The sequence below is a fragment of the Shimia biformata genome (genome assembly GCF_016888515.1).
GTDB classification, from domain to species: Bacteria; Pseudomonadota; Alphaproteobacteria; order Rhodobacterales; family Rhodobacteraceae; genus Shimia_A; species Shimia_A biformata.
Genome location: NZ_JAFEJK010000001.1, coordinates 2,199,059 through 2,213,350 on the forward strand (window position 1 = coordinate 2,199,059; position 14,292 = coordinate 2,213,350).

General features: G+C 63.1%; 14 protein-coding genes. 11 read left to right on the forward strand and 3 right to left on the reverse strand.

Translation table 11 applies throughout. From position 1 onward, the window contains the following. Positions 1-108 precede the first annotated feature (108 nt). From miaA to JQ863_RS10810, 6 genes are all read left to right on the forward strand, one after another. A complete protein-coding gene (gene miaA, locus JQ863_RS10785) occupies positions 109-987 on the forward strand; it encodes a tRNA (adenosine(37)-N6)-dimethylallyltransferase MiaA (protein WP_204115136.1) in 879 nt (292 codons plus the stop codon). A gap of 63 nt (positions 988-1,050) precedes the next feature. Continuing rightward, positions 1,051-1,878, forward strand: coding sequence for a helix-turn-helix transcriptional regulator (locus tag JQ863_RS10790; RefSeq protein WP_239113263.1), 828 nt, complete (start codon positions 1,051-1,053; stop codon positions 1,876-1,878). 291 nt (positions 1,879-2,169) lie between these two features. Beyond that, positions 2,170-3,255, forward strand: a complete 1,086-nt coding sequence (locus tag JQ863_RS10795; protein WP_204115138.1) for an ABC transporter permease — start codon at positions 2,170-2,172, stop codon at positions 3,253-3,255. A gap of 13 nt (positions 3,256-3,268) precedes the next feature. Then, on the forward strand, positions 3,269-4,720 hold the full coding sequence (locus tag JQ863_RS10800; RefSeq protein WP_204114275.1) for an ABC transporter permease: 1,452 nt from the start codon (positions 3,269-3,271) through the stop codon (positions 4,718-4,720). Further along, complete coding sequence (locus JQ863_RS10805) at positions 4,720-5,106, forward strand: hypothetical protein (protein WP_204114276.1); 387 nt, start codon at positions 4,720-4,722, stop codon at positions 5,104-5,106. The genes JQ863_RS10800 and JQ863_RS10805 overlap by 1 nt, the downstream gene beginning before the upstream one ends. Positions 5,107-5,155: 49 nt before the next feature. After that, a complete protein-coding gene (locus JQ863_RS10810) occupies positions 5,156-7,243 on the forward strand; it encodes a dipeptide ABC transporter ATP-binding protein (RefSeq protein WP_204114277.1) in 2,088 nt (695 codons plus the stop codon). 9 nt (positions 7,244-7,252) lie between these two features. Here JQ863_RS10810 and JQ863_RS10815 read toward each other — a convergent pair whose 3' ends face one another. Next, positions 7,253-7,837, reverse strand: a complete 585-nt coding sequence (locus JQ863_RS10815) for a lytic transglycosylase domain-containing protein (RefSeq protein WP_204114278.1) — start codon at positions 7,835-7,837, stop codon at positions 7,253-7,255. A 187-nt stretch (positions 7,838-8,024) separates the two neighbouring features. Here JQ863_RS10815 and ssb point away from each other — a divergent pair, with 187 nt between their 5' ends. Together ssb and pepT are read left to right on the forward strand one after the other, a co-directional pair. Further along, a complete protein-coding gene (gene ssb, locus JQ863_RS10820) occupies positions 8,025-8,531 on the forward strand; it encodes a single-stranded DNA-binding protein (RefSeq protein ID WP_204114279.1) in 507 nt (168 codons plus the stop codon). A 25-nt stretch (positions 8,532-8,556) separates the two neighbouring features. After that, positions 8,557-9,801: a peptidase T gene (pepT, locus tag JQ863_RS10825; protein ID WP_204114280.1), complete on the forward strand. Its 1,245-nt coding sequence runs from the start codon at positions 8,557-8,559 to the stop codon at positions 9,799-9,801. 18 nt (positions 9,802-9,819) lie between these two features. Here pepT and aroB read toward each other — a convergent pair whose 3' ends face one another. Both aroB and JQ863_RS10835 read right to left on the reverse strand, forming a co-directional pair. Beyond that, the gene (aroB, locus tag JQ863_RS10830; protein WP_239113264.1) at positions 9,820-10,938 is read right to left on the reverse strand and encodes a 3-dehydroquinate synthase; all 1,119 of its coding nucleotides are present in this window, start codon (positions 10,936-10,938) and stop codon (positions 9,820-9,822) included. Positions 10,939-10,940: 2 nt separating this feature from the next. After that, positions 10,941-11,483: a shikimate kinase gene (locus JQ863_RS10835; protein WP_204114282.1), complete on the reverse strand. Its 543-nt coding sequence runs from the start codon at positions 11,481-11,483 to the stop codon at positions 10,941-10,943. A 154-nt stretch (positions 11,484-11,637) separates the two neighbouring features. Between JQ863_RS10835 and JQ863_RS19535 the strand changes: the two genes are divergently transcribed. The 3 genes from JQ863_RS19535 to JQ863_RS10845 are packed head-to-tail and all read left to right on the forward strand — an operon-like array spanning position 11,638 to position 14,244. Continuing rightward, complete coding sequence (locus JQ863_RS19535; protein ID WP_275411567.1) at positions 11,638-11,766, forward strand: hypothetical protein; 129 nt, start codon at positions 11,638-11,640, stop codon at positions 11,764-11,766. Further along, on the forward strand, positions 11,756-13,267 hold the full coding sequence (locus tag JQ863_RS10840; RefSeq protein ID WP_204114283.1) for a hypothetical protein: 1,512 nt from the start codon (positions 11,756-11,758) through the stop codon (positions 13,265-13,267). Before JQ863_RS19535 ends, JQ863_RS10840 begins: the two co-directional genes overlap by 11 nt. Before the next feature lie 14 nt (positions 13,268-13,281). Further along, a complete protein-coding gene (locus JQ863_RS10845) occupies positions 13,282-14,244 on the forward strand; it encodes a site-specific tyrosine recombinase XerD (RefSeq protein WP_204114284.1) in 963 nt (320 codons plus the stop codon). The last annotated feature ends 48 nt before the right edge of the window (positions 14,245-14,292 follow it).

The window sequence follows — 14,292 nt, forward strand, 5'->3', positions numbered from 1 at the left end:
GGCAAAATGTCGGAAAACCGGGCGGGGTTCAATGTCGGATATGCGGCAAATGCCCGGACCGGCGAAAAAGGACGCGCCGCGGCGGGCGCAGTAATGGCACGAGGGCAGATGGTTTCGGTAAAAGACATAGACAGGGGGCAGCATGTGCTGATTGCCGGGCCAACCGCCAGCGGCAAATCCGCGCTGGCCCTAAAGATCGCCGGGGAACAGGGCGGCGTGATCGTCAATGCCGATGCGATCCAGGTCTATGACAATTGGCGGGTGCTGACCGCGCGGCCTTCGGCCGAGGACGAGACGCTGGCCCGGCACGCGCTTTATGGCCACCTGCCCTTTGACGCCGACTATTCCGTCGGCCACTGGCTGCGCGAGGTTCAGGCGCTCATCGAGGGGCCGGACCGCTTGATAATCACCGGCGGCACCGGGCTTTATTTCAGCGCGCTGACCGAAGGGCTGGCCGACATCCCGCCGACCCCGCCAGAGGTGCGCGACGCGGCCAACGCGATTGTCGCCGACCGGGGGTTTCAAGCCCTGATGGACGAGATAGACGCCGAGACCCTGTCGCGGATCGACACACAGAACCCGATGCGGGTGCAGCGCGCGTGGGAGGTCATGCGCGCCACAGGCCGTCCCTTGTCACAATGGCAGGATGACACGCCGCCGCCCCTGTTGCCGCTGGCTGACACGACCCCGATCCTGTTCGACGCCCCCAAGGAGTGGCTGAACGATCGGATCGCGGGACGCTTTGCTCAGATGCTGGACATGGGCGCATTGGACGAGGCGCGGGCCAATCTGGGCCGCTGGGACCCTGCCCTGTTGTCGATGAAGGCCATCGGCGCGCCGGAACTGATCGCGCATTTGCAGGGCGAGATCACGCTGGCCGAGGCGCAGGACCGCGCCACCATCGCCACCCGCCAGTTCGCCAAGCGCCAGCGCACATGGTTCCGCGCCCGCATGAAATCGTGGCACCGGATCGACCCGTCCAAGTGACCCCACGCTTGCCTGAACCCCCATTCGCTGCCATAGAATATGGTCATACGCGGAAGGGGTGCCATGCAAGAGATACCCGATACCGGTATCCGAATCCTGACGCTTGCCCAGATGAGCATGGGCGAGCCGTGGCAGCTTGAGCTTTTGCATCGGCGCAAGGACCACGTGTTTCTCTGGATCACGCGAGGACAGGGTCGCATCCTGTTGCACGGACTGCGGCGCGGGTTCGGCGCCCATAACGCCATATTCATCCCGGCGGGCAAGCTGTTTGCGCTGGACATGAACCGCCACGTGATCGGACAGGCCATGGTGATCCCTGCCGACGGGCGGGTGCCCCTGCCAGAGCGGACCCAGCATCTCAGGCTTCAGGACGGGTTCGCCCAGTCGGAACTGACCGGGCTTCTGGACGCAGTACGGCGTGAGTTGGACGAGGGCAAACCCCATATGGGCGAGGCGCTGACCGCCCATGCCACGCTGATCTCGATCTGGCTGCGCCGCCAGATGGAACTGGCCGAAGCGGAGCCCGCTCGCAGCGCCGCCGACCGGATCGTGCTGAAATTCTGTGACCAGCTGTCGTTGCAATATGGCTCTGACCTGACGGCGGCGGATCATGCCGATGCGCTGGGCATCACGCCGACCCATCTGGCGCGGGTCTGCAAGGCGCGCGCGGGGCTGTCGGCGGCGGACATGATTTCGGAAGTGGTCCAGCACGAGGCGCGGCGGCTTTTGACCCGGTCGCACCTGCCGATCAACGAGATCGCACGCGAACTTGGCTTTGGCTCGGCCGCCTATTTCACCCGCTTCAGCCAACAGCATTTCGCCCGCACCCCCAGCCAGATTCGGAAAGCGGCGAATGTCCCGTCCCCAACCGTCGCCCAGCACACCCACTAGGGCGGCCCCACGCCAACTTGTCTGTTTTCGCCATCACGATGTCGTTTTCTGACACGGAATTGACGAAGACGAATGTTGACCCGCCCCCCGGTTATGGTGCCGAATAGAGGTGACGCGGGGACAAGACCTGAAGAGACGACAAACCGTCCCGCCCCCGCGACCGACAGGGGAAAGATTCTGACAGCGCCACGCCACCGGCCCGCGCCTCCGATCCCTTCCCGAACCGCGCGCGACCCATGAGGGACCACTTCCCCGCATGGAAAACCGTCGAACCGAATGACTGGGGACCAGATGGGACTGTTCATACTTCGGAGACTGGCGATGATGGTGGTGACGGCGTTCTGCCTGACCTTCATCGTCTTTTTCATGACAAACCTTTACCCGAACCTAGAGAAACTGGCGAAATCGCAGGGCAACTTCCGCATGTCGGACGAGGCCGTGGCCAGCTATCTCGGCGATCGGGGGTATTTGCAGCCGACACCTGTCAAATATGCCCAATGGCTGGGGCTGATGCCCGGCTATGTCACCGTGAAGGAAGACGGGTCAAAGGTCGGCAAATGCGTGCGACCGGGGATGACGCCGGATGACGTACCCGCCTATTGCGGCATCCTTCAGGGTGACTGGGGCTTTTCCACCCAGGCCAAGGAGCCTGTGGCAAATGTTCTGGGGTCGCGGCTGGTTAATACCGGCCGTCTGATGTTCTGGGTGATGGTGGTGATGGTGCCCTCGGCGCTGATCATCGGGGTTCTGGCAGGGATGCGCGAAGGCAGCCGCACCGACCGGACCCTGTCGACGGTCTCGATCCTGTCCACGGCGACGCCGGAATATGTCTCGGGCGTGATCTTCATCGCGCTTTTGGCCTCAACCCGATACGGGCTGGGGCCGTGGCTGAACGAGATGGGGCTGATCGAGGGTAAGGCGCTGTTCAAGGGGACCGCCAAGACCGCGATGGACAAGGCGACCCTGGAAAACTTTACCCTGCCGGTCCTGACCGTGGCGCTTTACGGCATGGGCTATATCGCGCGGATGACTCGGGCGTCGATGGCCGAGGTGATGACCGCGCAATATATCCGCACCGCCCGTCTTAAAGGCGTCAGTTTCCGCAATATCGTGGTCAAACACGCGCTCAGGAACGCGCTGATCGCGCCGTTCACGGTGATCATGCTGCAGTTTCCGTGGCTGTTGAACGGCGTCGTCATCGTCGAGGTCATGTTCTCGTATAACGGCTTTGGCTGGCAACTGGTCAACGCCGCCGGGAACAATGACATCGAGATGCTGCTGGCGGTGTCAGTTGTCTCGGTGATGGTGGTGCTGGTGACACAGCTGATCTCGGATATCGGCTATGTCTACCTGAACCCGCGTATCCGGATTTCGTGAGGGGGAAAGAGAGATGGAAAAGCTAACCTGGACCGGCTCTTTCGGCACCTACATGGACCCGATCTTTGTCACTGTCGCCTATGTCTTCTTGGCGCTGGTGGCGGTGCAGATCGTGGCCAGTTTCATCCTTGCCCCGGTGTCGGACACGATCCACAAGGACGGCACGATCACGCGCGACCGTGGGCCGAACGCATTGATCGGGATGGCGGTGAAATACGTGCTTCTGGCGCTTGTTGCGCTGGTTGCGATCTATATCGTCGCCGGGATCGTCACCCCGGTCGAGACCACGGGCATCATCGGCGCCATTGCCGCGCAGCTGTCCCCGGTCTGGCTGGCGTTGATCGTCACCTTCCTTCTGTCGATCGTCTACAAGCGGCGGCTGGGGCTTTATGGCAAGCTGTTTGATTCCATGATCGGCATGATCGGGTTCGGCCTTGTGATGTTCTGGGTCTATACCGCGATCTTTGCCGGGCTTTTCGACATGATCGGCACCCATGACCCGCTGCGGCAGGTATCGGGCATGAAGAACAAGATCCCCGGCACGCCGCTGAGCGGTGCCGAGGAGGGCGATTACCTGTGGTATCTTCTGGGCGGCGACAACCTCGCGCGCGACGTCTTCAGCCGGATGATCGCGGGCAGCTGGATCGTGATGCAGATCGCGCCGCTGGCGACGCTGTTTGCCTTCATGGTCGGAATCACGCTGGGCCTGCCGGCGGGCTATTACGGCGGGCGGCTGGACACGATCCTGTCTTTCCTCGCCAACCTGATCCTCGCCTTCCCGGTGATCCTGTTGTTCTATCTTCTGGTAACACCCGAGATCGTCGAGACCGGCATTCCCAATTACATGGCGATGGTGCTGTTCATCTTCCCGATCATCTTCCTCGCGGTCCTGTTGAACTCGCGGTTCTATACCCGACCGCGCCTGCGCACGCCGCTTTTGACGGCGGTCCTGGTGGTGGCGTTCTGGATCTACCTGTCGCTGATTTCGGCCAAGGGATCGGCGATTGCCGTCTTGCCGAGTTACCTGGACCTGTTCGACATTCCCGGCGGCATTCTGGTGGTGTTCGTGTCGGTTGTCTTCGTGAACTCGCCCACCGTGTTCCGCATCGTGCGCGGGCTGGCGATGGACATCAAGACGCGCGACTATGTCGCCGCCGCCCAGACCCGCGGCGAAGGCCCGTGGTATATCATGCTGTGGGAGATCCTGCCCAACGCGCGCGGGCCGCTGATCGTCGATTTCTGCCTGCGGATCGGATACACGACCATCCTTCTCGGGACTCTCGGCTTCTTCGGCCTCGGCCTGCCGCCGGAAAGCCCCGACTGGGGGTCGACGATCAATGACGGGCGCAAGCTGTTGTCGGTCTATCCCCACCCCGCCCTGCCCCCCGCCTTCGCGCTGCTCTCGCTGGTTCTGGGGCTGAACCTGCTGGCGGACGGGCTGCGCGAGGAGAGCCTGAGAGACTGATGTCCGACTCCGTGCAAAACCCGAACCACGCCCATCGCGTTAGCCCAAAACACGTCTTTGTTTTGGTCGCATTGCTGATCGTGCTGGTTTGGATGGGAATGGGAAACGCAAGCAAAGAAGGTCACGCAACACAGATCGTGAATTGGCGAATTCACAAAACAGTCGCGTCTTATGAGTCATCCACGAAGACTTGGATTGTCTTCTGCGAGAGCGGCACAAACGGATGCGAAATCCGGGCGGCGCAAATCTGTGGCACACAACAAGGCCCGTCAAATCTGGAGCCGGACGAAGGCGACTTCTTCTTCCAACTCAACGGCTATCGAAGAGTCTCCACGGTGACGGTCAATCTTGACCGGGCCATTAGGTTCGGATGCGCAGCACAATGATCGAATCCCGGAAGAAACCGGGACTCACCTCCAACAAGGAGACGGAAACATGAGCAAGATGGATGACTATGACGGGCCGATCCTGGAGATCGACAAGCTGTCGATTTCCTTCTTTACCCGGCTGAGGGAAATCCCCGCCGTGATGGATTTCTCGGTCAATGTGATGCCGGGTGAGGCCGTCGGGCTGGTCGGGGAATCGGGCTGTGGCAAGTCCACCGTGGCGCTGGGCGTGATGCAGGATCTTGGCAAGAACGGCCGCATCGTCGGCGGCACGATCAAGTTTAAGGGCCGCGACCTGTCGCAAATGTCGGATGCCGAACTGCGCGACATTCGCGGCAACGAGATCGCGATGATCTATCAGGAACCGATGGCCAGCCTCAATCCGGCGATGAAGATCGGCAAGCAGTTGATGGAAGTGCCGATGATCCACGAGGGCGTGGGCGAGCAAGAGGCCTATGCACGCGCATTGGAAGTGGTGACGGATGTGCGTCTGCCCGACCCTGAGCGGATGCTGAATTCCTTTCCGCACCAGCTGTCCGGCGGCCAGCAGCAGCGCATCGTGATCGCCATGGCGCTGATGTCGAAACCGTCCTTGTTGATATTGGACGAACCGACCACCGCGCTGGACGTGACAGTCGAGGCCGCCGTGGTCGATCTGGTCAAGGATCTGGGCAAGAAATACGGCACTTCGATGCTGTTCATTTCCCACAACCTTGGTCTGGTCCTTGAAACCTGTGACCGGCTTTGCGTGATGTATTCCGGCGAGGCGGTCGAGCGCGGGTCGATCGCCGATGTCTTCGACTATATGCAGCACCCCTATACGCAGGCCCTGTTCCGCTCGATCCCGCTGCCCGGTGCGGACAAGAACGCGCGGCCATTGGTGGCGATCCCGGGCAACTTCCCGCTGCCCCATGAACGGCCGCCGGGCTGCAATTTCGGGCCGCGCTGCGACTATTTCGTCGAGGGGCGCTGTGATGCGCAGGACATCCCCATGGTGCCGGTTAAGGGATATGAGCGCCACTCGACCCGCTGCCTGCGCCACGAGGAGATTGACTGGGACGCGCCGATCACGGTGGGTGAACAGAAGGAAAAGGCGCCCGTGGGCGAGGTTGTGCTGAAGATGGACAACCTCAAGAAATATTACGAGGTCGCGGCCAACGCGCTGTTTGGCGGCGGCAACAAGAAGGTTGTGAAGGCCAACGAAACGCTCAGTTTCGAGGCGCGGGAATCCGAGACGCTGGCCATCGTTGGTGAATCGGGTTGTGGCAAATCCACCTTCGCCAAGGTGCTGATGGGGCTTGAGACCGCAACCGACGGGCAGATCCTGCTGGATGGCAAGAACATCGAACAGATCCCGATCGAAGCCCGCAACACCAAGACTGTGGCAGATGTGCAGATGGTGTTCCAGAACCCGTTTGACACGCTGAACCCGTCGATGACGGTGGGCCGCCAGATCATGCGCGCGCTGGAAATCTTTGGCGTCGGCGACACCGAGGCCGCCCGCCGGGACCGTATGCTGGAGCTTCTGGACCTTGTGAAACTGCCCCGCGCCTTTGCCGAGCGCATGCCGCGGCAACTGTCCGGTGGTCAGAAACAGCGCGTAGGCATTGCCCGCGCCTTTGCCGGCGGGGCGCGGATCGTTGTGGCGGACGAGCCCGTCTCGGCGCTGGATGTCTCGGTGCAGGCGGCGGTCACGGATCTGTTGATGGAGATCCAGCGCAACGAGAAGACAACCTTGCTGTTCATCAGCCATGATCTGTCGATCGTGCGCTATCTCAGTGACCGGGTGATGGTGATGTATCTCGGCCACGTGGTCGAACTGGGCGACACTGAACAGGTCTTTGCCCCGCCCTATCACCCCTATACCGAAGCCTTGCTCTCGGCGGTGCCGATTGCCGATACTTCGGTCGAGAAGGAGCGGATCGTGCTGGAAGGCGATATCCCCTCCGCCATGAACCCGCCCTCGGGCTGTCCGTTCCAGACGCGGTGCCGCTGGAAAGCGCAGGTGCCAGACGGGTTGTGCGACCGCGAAGTCCCCCCGATGCGGCAACTGGCCGAGGGCCATCAGGTCAAGTGTCACCTGTCGGAAGAGATCCTGTCGCAGATGACCCCGGTGATCAAGATCGCGGCGGAGTGATCCGCGCGCCTAACCGCCATAGATGATGCGGACGTAGTCGCGGGTTTCCTTGTAGGGCGGCACGCCGCCGTATTTCTCGACCGCTTCCGGCCCGGCGTTATAGGCCGCGAGCGCCAGTCGCCACGAGCCAAAGCGCTTGTATTGGCGGGCAAGATAGCGCGCGCCGCCTTCAAGGTTTTCTTTGGGATCAAGCGGGTCGACACGCAGCACCCGCGCAGTTTCCGGCATCAGCTGCGCCAGCCCCAGCGCGCCCTTGTGCGATTGCGCCTTCGGGTTCCAGCGGCTTTCCTGATGCACCAGCTTCAGGAACAGATCGACCGGAACGCCGTGTTTCATGGCCGCGTCCATGGCCATGGACAGATAGGGACCGTCATAGCCGCCGTCATAGCTGCCATTGCCCCATTTCGACGGGGTCAGCACCGGGCGGGGCTGCAGCCGGACCGAGTTCTTGTATTGCTCCGCCGCGCGCCCATCCAGCACCTTGGTCTGGCTGCGGAACAGGTTTTTGCGGGATTTCGACGACAAAACGCTCTCGGCCTCGGCCGCGTTTGCAGAAATAAGCGCAAAGAAAATAAGGGCTGATACCGCTTTCATGCCGATATATGCCTGTCCCACCAGAAATTTGCGGCATTATTAGCGACAACACGCCGATTTTCCAGCGATTTGCGCCCGCCCCGCTGCAAGGGCACAATTCCGCCGCCGAAATTAGGCTTTTCTTCACCATGTCAGGATGGTCTAACCTCGTCCAAACGGTAAACAGATTCTGACGGGAGTGGCACGTATGGCCGGATCGGTGAACAAGGTAATTCTGGTGGGCAATCTGGGGCGCGACCCCGAGGTGCGCAGCTTCCAGAACGGTGGCAAGGTCTGCAACCTGCGGATTGCGACCTCGGAAACCTGGAAGGACCGCAACACCGGTGAACGCCGCGAAAAGACCGAGTGGCACTCGGTCGCGATCTTCTCGGAAGGGCTGGTGCGGGTCTGTGAGCAATATCTGCGCAAAGGGTCCAAGGTTTATATCGAAGGCCAGCTGCAAACCCGCAAATGGCAGGATCAGTCGGGTCAGGACCGCTATTCGACCGAGGTCGTGCTGCAAGGGTTCAACGGAACGCTGATCATGCTGGATGGCCGCAGCGGTGACGGTGGCGGCGGCGGCTTTGGCGGTGGTTCGGGCGGCGGATACGGCGGTGGCGGCGGCTATGACAGCGGCCCGTCGGGTGGCGACTATGGCGGCGGCCAGCAATCGGGCGGCGGCGGCCAGAATTTCGACGACGAAATCCCGTTCTGATCCTTCGATCAACCTGGAGCACCCCATGACAGACGCGACCGGATTTGCCGCTGCGCTGAAGGCGCGGCTTGTCACCTATTGCGCCATCGACAGCCAGAGCGACGAAGACTCTGCGTCGAAACCGTCGACCGCGATCCAGCTTGATGTTTCGCGCCATCTGGTGGCCGAGCTTGAGGCGATGGGCGCGGCCGACGTGACCCTGACGTCCTATGGCGCGGTGCTGGCGACAGTGCCCGCCACGGTCGAAGGCGCGCCCGCGATCGGGTTCTGCGCCCATGTCGACACTGCGCCGCAGTTCAACGCAACCGGGGTGAAGCCGCGTGTCCATGAAAGTTGGGACGGGTCCGACATCACCTATCCAGATGCGCCTGATCTGGTGCTGAATGCCGATGTCGCGCCTTACCTGAAAGGCAAGAAAGGCGAGGACATTGTCACCGCCAGCGGCCTGACCCTCTTGGGTGCGGATGACAAGGCGGGGGTCGCGATCATCATGACGCTGGCCGAACACCTATTGACCACGCCGGGACTGAAACACGGGAAAATCCGGCTTGCCTTCACCCCGGACGAGGAAATCGGCCGTGGCGTGGACGAGGCGCTGCCCAGGGATTTCGGCGTCGATTTCGCCTATACGCTGGATGGCGCGCGGGTGGGTGAGATCGAATATGAAAGCTTTTCCGCCGATGCCGCCGTCGTAAAGATCAGCGGCCCGTCGGCCCATCCCGGCTATGCCAAGAACAAGATGGTGAACGCGCTGCACGTAGCGGCCAGGATCATCGCCGATCTCGACGTCGACGGCGAAACGCCCGAAACCACCGACGACCGCGACGGGTTCATCCATGTCTACGGGCTGGAAGGCGGCAGCGCCGAGGCCGAGTTGCGCTTTCTGCTGCGCGATTTCGAGATGGACGGGCTTGAGGCGCGTGGCAAGCGGCTGCAATCGGTCTGCGCCGATGCCGAAGCCGCCTTTCCCGGCGCGAAAGTGACCTGCCAGATCACCAAGCAATACCGCAACATGCGCTATTGGCTGGAAAAAGATATGACGCCCGTGGATCTGGCCCGCGCTGCCTGCGCCGATGAGGGGCTGACCACCCGGTCGGTGCCGATCCGCGGTGGCACGGATGGTTCGCGCCTGACCGAGTTGGGCATTCCCTGCCCCAACCTGTTCACCGGCATGCAGGACATTCACGGCCCCCTCGAATGGATTTCGGTGCAGGACATGGAGATCGCGACGCGGGTCTGCGTTCGGCTGGTGCAGAAGGCGGCGGGCTGACCCCGCCTTTCGCAGCCCTTATCCGCGTGCCGCCAGTGCCTCGGCCAGAAGATCGCGCACCATGTCGCGCGGCACGTCCGAGGTCACGAAGGCCGCGCCGATTCCGCGCGCAAGGATAAAGCGCAACTGCCCATCCACCACTTTCTTGTCCTGCCCCATCAGGTCCAGAAGCGTGTCGGCATCCGGCAGATCGCCGGGAATATCGGCCAGATCGACCTTCATCCCCATGTCGCGCAGATGGGCGCGCACGCGGCTGGGGTCTTCCTGCGAACACAACCCCATGCGGGACGAGAGTTCAAATGCCAGCGCACAGCCCACCGCGACGCCTTCGCCATGCAGCAGGCGATCGCCATAGCCCGTCGCCGCCTCAAGCGCGTGACAGAAGGTATGGCCAAGGTTCAACAGCGCGCGGTCGCCCTGTTCGGTCTCGTCGCGGGCGACGATCTCGGCCTTCATTTCGCAGGACCGTTTCACCGCCGCGATCCGTGCGCCCATGTCGCCATCGCGCAGGGCGGGTCCGTTCTGTTCGAGCCAGCCAAAGAACGCGGCATCGCCCAACAACCCGTATTTCACCACCTCGCCATAGCCAGAGAGGAAATCGCGCGGTGTCAGGGTATCAAGGAGGCCAGTATCGGCCAGAACCAGCGCGGGCTGATGAAACGCGCCGATCAGGTTCTTGCCCTGCGGCGCGTTGATCCCGGTCTTGCCGCCCACCGACGAATCCACCTGCGCCAGAAGCGAGGTCGGGATCTGCACGAACCGCACGCCCCGCCGCAGCACGGCAGCGGCAAACCCCGTCAGGTCGCCAATCACGCCGCCGCCAAGGGCAATCACAATGTCACGGCGCTCGATCTTTTCCGCCAGAAGCCACTCGACCGTGCGTTCGAAATGCGGCCAGCTTTTGGTGCCTTCCCCCGCCGGAAGGGTCAGGGCCACCATGTCGATCCCCTTGGCCGCAAGCCCGTCGCGCAGCCCGTCCAGATGGCGCGCGCCGACGTTTTCATCCGTGACAACCGCCACGCGCGGGCGTGCCAGCAGGGGCGCGATATGGTCACCTGCCGCCGCCACAAGCCCGGTGCCGATCTTGATGTCATAGGCCCGGTCGCCCAGTCCCACATGCACGGTTTCGATGGTCATGCTCATGCCTCCAATACGTCGGGACGGGTCAACAATGCCGCTTCCACCTTGGCCGCCATCTCGTCGATGGAATAGGACGGGTGCGCCTTCACACTGAGTTCCGACATCCGATAGACCGGAACCCGCTGATGATAGATTTCGGCCAGCGTCGCGCGCGGATCGGGGGTCCGCAACAAGGGCCGCGTGTCCTTGTGCTTGACCCGACTCCACAACAGGTCAAGGTCGGCATCCAGCCAGACCGCGATCCCCTTGTCCGAAATCATCGCCCGGTTCTGATCCTGCAGATAGGCCCCGCCGCCGGTGGACAGGATGCCGCGTTCCTCGTCCAGCAGCCGTTCTATCACCTGGCTTTCCTTGCGGCGGAAAAACGGTTCGCCGTCGCGGGCAAAAATCTCGGCGATGGACATGTTGGCGGCTTTTTCGATCTCGGCATCGGAATCCAGGAAAGGCACGCCGATCCGGGCGGCCAGGGCACGGCCGACGGCGGTTTTTCCCGCCCCCATCATGCCCACCAGCACCACGGTCTTTTTCAACCTGCCTTGCATCGCGTTCCCTTGATCGCCGCCGAGTGATCGGCCAAGCCTTGCCCATTTTTTCCGGTTTGCGCCTGAATGACGTGATCTTGGCGGAAATGCCAGTTATAAACGCAGAAAAGAGCAGGAAAAAACGGGGGCAACCATGGGCAAACTCTTGCGGTTGATGACTTTTCTGATCGTGGCCAGCGCCGTCGGCCTGGTAAGCTATGCCTACCTCGGGCCGCTCTTCGGCGTCGATTTCTCGCCCCGGCAGCAGGAAGTGCGCCAACCGGTGACGCTGAATGGCGATTAATGGCCGATTGATTCTGGCGCTGGCGCTGGCCGCCGGGCCCGCCAGCGCCCAAGAACCGCTTTCGGCGATCGACTGGCTGCGCCAGACCCCGACGGTGACGCTGGACATGGGGCTGGGTGGGTCCGGGCCGCCGGTCACCGAAAGCGCCCTGTCACCCAGCGTCGGTGTCGAACAGCTTGATACGCCGGGGCGCGACGCGGTGGGGTTGCTGCCGTCGAACGTGACCGGCTTGCCCAGTTCGCTCTGGCAGAACTCGCGCGCGCAGGTGCTGGCGGATCTGTTGGACGAGATCGACACCCAGCAACTGCCCGCGGTTCAGGCACTGTTGTTCACCCTGCTTCTGGCCGAGGCGAACCCGCCGTCGGATGCCGGCACCGCCGACACGCTTTTACATGCGCGCATCGACAAGCTGATCGAGATGGGCGCGCTGGAACAGGCCAATGCGTTGATCGAACGGGCGGGCGCCACGACGAAGCCCCTGTTCGAACGGTGGTTCAATGTCACGCTGCTGCTTGGGCAGGAACAGCGGGCCTGTGACGCGCTGATGGCCGCCCCGCATCTTGCGCCCGGATACCCGGCCCGCATCTTCTGCACCGCCCGCGCCGGGGATTGGTCGGCGGCGGCGCTGACGCTGGACACTGCCCGCGTGCTGCAACTGGTGACCGAGGAACAGGATGCGCTGCTGGCGCGGTTCCTTGACCCGGAATTGTTCGAGGGCACCCCCCTGCCCGCGCGGACCGACCCGGTCACGCCGCTGACGTTCCGACTCTATGAAGCCATCGGAGAACCGCTGCAAACCCGGTCGCTGCCGCTGGCCTATGCCCATGCCGACCTGCGCGACACCGCCGGCTGGAAAGCCCAGCTTGAGGCGGCCGAACGGCTCGCCCGCACCGCCGCCATCCCCGGAAACCACCTGATCGGGCTTTATACCGAGCGTGAACCGGCGGCGTCGGGCATGATCTGGGACCGGGTCGCGGCGATCCAGTCTTTTGATGCGGCGATTGCCTCGGGCGCGGCGGATCAGGTCGCCGCCACCCTGCCTGCCGCGTGGTCGGCGATGAAGCGGGCGCGGCTTGAGGTGCCTTTTGCCCGCATCTATGGCGATGCGCTGCTGGCACTGGACCTTGGCGGCGTGGCGCGCAGCCTGGCCCGTGACATCGCGCTTCTGTCAGACAGCTATGAACGCGCCGCGGTTTTCGGGGCAAGGGACTATGCCGCGATGCTGGCCGATGGCGCGCCGCCGCGCATTCCGCCCGACCCGACCCGGCGCGCCATTTCCGACGCCTTCCACGGCGCGGGGGTGCCGCTGATCTTCACCACCCAGCTTGCGCAGGGCAAACTGGGCGAGGTGATCCTTGAGGCGATCGTGCTGATGCAGCGCGGTGCCGGTGGCGACCCCGTGGCGCTGACACAGGCGCTGGCCACGTTCCGCGCCATCGGGCTTGAAGACACCGCACGCCGCGCCGCGCTTCAGGTGCTGTTGCTCAGGCGGGGCGGGTAAATGGGGGGCGGGTGATGGCCCGGAATATCGACAGTCTGCAGCGCATTGCAACCTTTCTTGATGCACAGGCAGCCGAGGCCGGGGCGTCGGAAAACACTCTGTCCGCCTATGCACGCGACTTGAAGGACGCGCTGGAATGGTTTGAAACCAAACAAGTTATTCTTCTGAGTGCCAGCCGGAATGAAGTCGAATCCTACCTTGTCCATTGCGAGTCCATCGGCCTTGCCCAATCCACCCGCGCGCGGCGTCTGTCGGCGCTGAAACAGTTTTTCCGCTTTGCCTATGAAGAAGGCTGGCGCGACGACAATCCCGCGCTTCAGATCAAGGGACCGGGACGGGCGCGCAAACTGCCCAAGACGCTGTCCCTGGACGAGGTCGAGCGCCTGATCGACGCCGCCCGTCAGTCCGGCCGCTCAACCGCGGACCGGGTGCGCAACACCTGCCTGATGGAATTGCTCTATGCCACCGGGATGCGGGTCAGCGAACTGGTGTCGTTGCCGGTCTCGGCGGCGCGGGGCGATCCGCGCATGCTGCTGGTGCGGGGCAAGGGCGGCAAGGAACGCATGGTGCCACTGTCGCCCCCTGCCCGCGACGCAATCACGGCCTGGCTTGGCCTGCGCGACGCCGCCGAGGACGCCGCGCGTGCCAAGGGCCACCCCCCGTCGCCCTACCTGTTCCCGTCCCGAGGCAAGGCGGGTCACCTGACCCGGCACCGGTTCTATCTTCTGATCAAGGAATTCGCGCTTCACGCCGGTGTCGATCCCGCCAATGTCACGCCACACACGCTACGCCATGCCTTTGCCACGCACCTGTTGGCCAATGGCGCCGATCTGCGCGCGATCCAGACGCTTCTGGGGCATGCCGATGTCTCGACCACCGAGATCTATACCCATGTGCTGGACGCGCAGCTGCGCGAACTGGTGCTGGACCACCACCCGCTGGCAAAACCCGCCCCTGAAGCTGGCAAAGACGAATAAGCCAAGAATTCCGCCGCCCAAGCCTTGATCGTGGCCGCGCCACATCCC

Bases quoted from the DNA above. Each gene is read 5' to 3' on its own strand.
- miaA (WP_204115136.1), top strand. From the start codon at position 109: ATGGTTTCGGTAAAAGACATAGACAGGGGGCAGCATGTGCTGATTGCC.
- JQ863_RS10790 (WP_239113263.1), top strand. From the start codon at position 1,051: ATGCAAGAGATACCCGATACCGGTATCCGAATCCTGACGCTTGCCCAG.
- JQ863_RS10795 (WP_204115138.1), top strand. From the start codon at position 2,170: ATGGGACTGTTCATACTTCGGAGACTGGCGATGATGGTGGTGACGGCG.
- JQ863_RS10800 (WP_204114275.1), top strand. From the start codon at position 3,269: ATGGAAAAGCTAACCTGGACCGGCTCTTTCGGCACCTACATGGACCCG.
- JQ863_RS10805 (WP_204114276.1), top strand. From the start codon at position 4,720: ATGTCCGACTCCGTGCAAAACCCGAACCACGCCCATCGCGTTAGCCCA.
- JQ863_RS10810 (WP_204114277.1), top strand. From the start codon at position 5,156: ATGAGCAAGATGGATGACTATGACGGGCCGATCCTGGAGATCGACAAG.
- JQ863_RS10815 (WP_204114278.1), bottom strand. From the start codon at position 7,837: ATGAAAGCGGTATCAGCCCTTATTTTCTTTGCGCTTATTTCTGCAAAC.
- ssb (WP_204114279.1), top strand. From the start codon at position 8,025: ATGGCCGGATCGGTGAACAAGGTAATTCTGGTGGGCAATCTGGGGCGC.
- pepT (WP_204114280.1), top strand. From the start codon at position 8,557: ATGACAGACGCGACCGGATTTGCCGCTGCGCTGAAGGCGCGGCTTGTC.
- aroB (WP_239113264.1), bottom strand. From the start codon at position 10,938: ATGACCATCGAAACCGTGCATGTGGGACTGGGCGACCGGGCCTATGAC.
- JQ863_RS10835 (WP_204114282.1), bottom strand. From the start codon at position 11,483: ATGCAAGGCAGGTTGAAAAAGACCGTGGTGCTGGTGGGCATGATGGGG.
- JQ863_RS19535 (WP_275411567.1), top strand. From the start codon at position 11,638: ATGACTTTTCTGATCGTGGCCAGCGCCGTCGGCCTGGTAAGCTATGCC.
- JQ863_RS10840 (WP_204114283.1), top strand. From the start codon at position 11,756: ATGGCGATTAATGGCCGATTGATTCTGGCGCTGGCGCTGGCCGCCGGG.
- JQ863_RS10845 (WP_204114284.1), top strand. From the start codon at position 13,282: ATGGCCCGGAATATCGACAGTCTGCAGCGCATTGCAACCTTTCTTGAT.